The sequence below is a fragment of the Longimicrobiaceae bacterium genome (assembly GCA_035696245.1).
In the GTDB taxonomy this organism is placed as follows: domain Bacteria; phylum Gemmatimonadota; class Gemmatimonadetes; order Longimicrobiales; family Longimicrobiaceae; genus DASRQW01.
Map to the genome: position 1 here is coordinate 1 of DASRQW010000117.1, position 2,276 is coordinate 2,276.

The 2,276-nt window shown below is 70.1% G+C and carries 1 protein-coding gene; it reads right to left on the reverse strand.

Going from position 1 to position 2,276, the window contains the following annotated elements:
- Nucleotides 1-2,267 (reverse strand): hypothetical protein (locus VFE05_05285; GenBank protein HET6229473.1); only part of this gene is annotated, 2,267 nt, incomplete at its 3' end.
- Nucleotides 2,268-2,276 lie beyond the last annotated feature (9 nt).

Below are 2,276 nucleotides of genomic sequence, written 5' to 3' on the forward strand. Positions count from 1 at the left end.
GCGGGGAGCCAGTCGCCGTTCGTGAGCCAGGTGCCGTTCGCCACCACGCTGGCGGCGGCCCCGCCGTTCCGGAAGCCGCGTGGCTCGACCTTCACCGCGAAGCTCAGCCGCAGCGAGTCGCCGGGCTGCAGCGGCCGCTCCAGGGCGTAGATGCGGTGGCCGTGCTCATCGTCCTCCACCACGCGCCGAGCCGGCCGGTCGAAGGCGATGGGCCCCGTCTCCGCGTCCGGCATGGTGGCGACGTGGATGGAGTCGATGGCCACCGCACTCCGATTCACGAGCCGGTACGTGCCGCGAATCTCCGCCGCCAGCCGGTCGGGGTAGATCTCGACACGCAGGTTCGCCCCCGTCAGCCGCGGCTGCGGGACGTCCGCGTACCGCGCGTAGCGCCGCTCGTACTCCGCGCTCCGCTCCTTCCGGTCGAAGGCGGACGAGTAGTCGTTCAGGACGTTCGTGTTGTAGAAGATGAAGCCGCCTAGCCCCAGCACGAGCCCCGCCGCCAAGATGGCCGCGGCCGCCGTCGGGCGCGTGAAGCGGCCGCGCGCCAGCCGGAGCCGCGTCCGCAGCCCTCCCTCCATCCCCCGCATCCACAGCAGCTTCGCCGCTACCGCCAGCAGCAGCGCCCACGCCGCCCAGTAGAGCTTGAACCACAGCCACGGCCCGAGCGACGGGCCGAACCCGCGCATGTCCGAGTACGTCCACCCCGGGCTCCCGCCGTAGACGAGCAGGTTGTGCCGGATCCCCAGCTTGGGCGCGAAGGCGATGAGCGCATAGACGAGAAGCGCCGCCAGGTGGCCGGCGTACTTCTGGTTGACCAGCCCCTGCACCACCAGCGCGAGCAGGGCGAACAGCAGGTACTCGGGAAGCTGGAGGCCGAAGAGGACCTTCAGGTACAGCCCGATCTGGTGGTCGTGGTACCCCATGCTGGCCTGGATGAGGAGCCCGGCCGCCGTCAGCATCGCCATCCACACGACCAGGACCAGGCCCAGCCCCAGGAACCTGCCCCCGAAGAGCACCCATTCCGGCACCGGCGCGGCGTCGGTGATCTCGCCCAGGCCGGCTTCCCGCTCCCGCCACACCAGCTCTCCCGCCCAGAGCACGATGAGCAAGGGGATGACCGCCCAAACGGTCATCGCATTCGTCAGCGGCGTCGTCAGGAACGTGAGCACGTACGCGGTCGTGGGCAGCAGCGGCGTGCCCATGTTGTACATGTTCTGGGGCACCAGCCTTACCGTGAGCGCCGCGATGACGACGAGGATGACGAGCCCGGCCCGGCTCTTCGCGATCGTCAGGAACGAGGTCCACGCGAAGACGAGCGTCTGCCGCGCGTACAGTGCCGGGCCGAACGTCCGCGGGACGAGCGGGACGGAGATGGGGGGCCTCGCGGCGTCGCTCCCCGCGGGCGTGGGCGTGGGGGCGTGCGCATCCCTCCGCCGTACGAGGTGGCCCCACCACGAGCCCGCAGTGTGGTGCTCGAAGCGGAAGCGGACCCAGGTGAGCGCCAGCGCCCCCAGCGCGACGCCCACCCAGATCAGGCGGCTGCGGAGCAGCGGGCCGTCCAGCCGGATCAGGCGCATGCTCTTCTCGATGGCCGTCCATCCCACCGTCACGTCGAAGATGGTCAGGTGGGCGAACACGTCGAACGGCTCCGCGTACTCCTTCCGCTGGATGAACAGCATCACCGCGAAGATGCCACTGTAGGCCACGAACAGCAGCAGCACGCTGCCCAGGTAGCTGCCGATGGCCCGGCGGCCCAGGGTCGCGCACGCGAACTGGATCGCCGTGCCGATGAAGGCGTTCGGCAGCGCGAGGAAGGCGTAGGCCGTGAGGTATGCGGCCGGCCGGAACGGACCGACCACCGCGGCATCCACGCCGGGCAGGTGGACCGCGAGCAGCACGCCGACCGGCACGGCGAGCATGATCAGCGCGTTGAGGACGAACGCGGCAAGGAATCGTCCCCCCAGGTACTCGGCCTTGCGGACGGGGAGGATGTAGGTGAGGGGGTGCATCCCCGTCTCCACGTCGCGCACGGCGATCTCGCCGGTGACTCCCGGCGCCACCACCAGCCAGAACAGGCTGCAGAAGACGGTGACGGCCGCGATGATGAAGGGCGAGTTGAGGTAGAAGTCCGCGACGAGCGCGTCGGCCAGGTAGTTTCCCCGCACGAACAGGAACGCGACGACGGCCAAGGCCGCGAAGTAGAGCCAGGTGGTGAGGCGGCCGGCCTGGTACGCGAGCTCGTAGCGGAAGATCTCGCGGAGCTTCACGCCGCCACC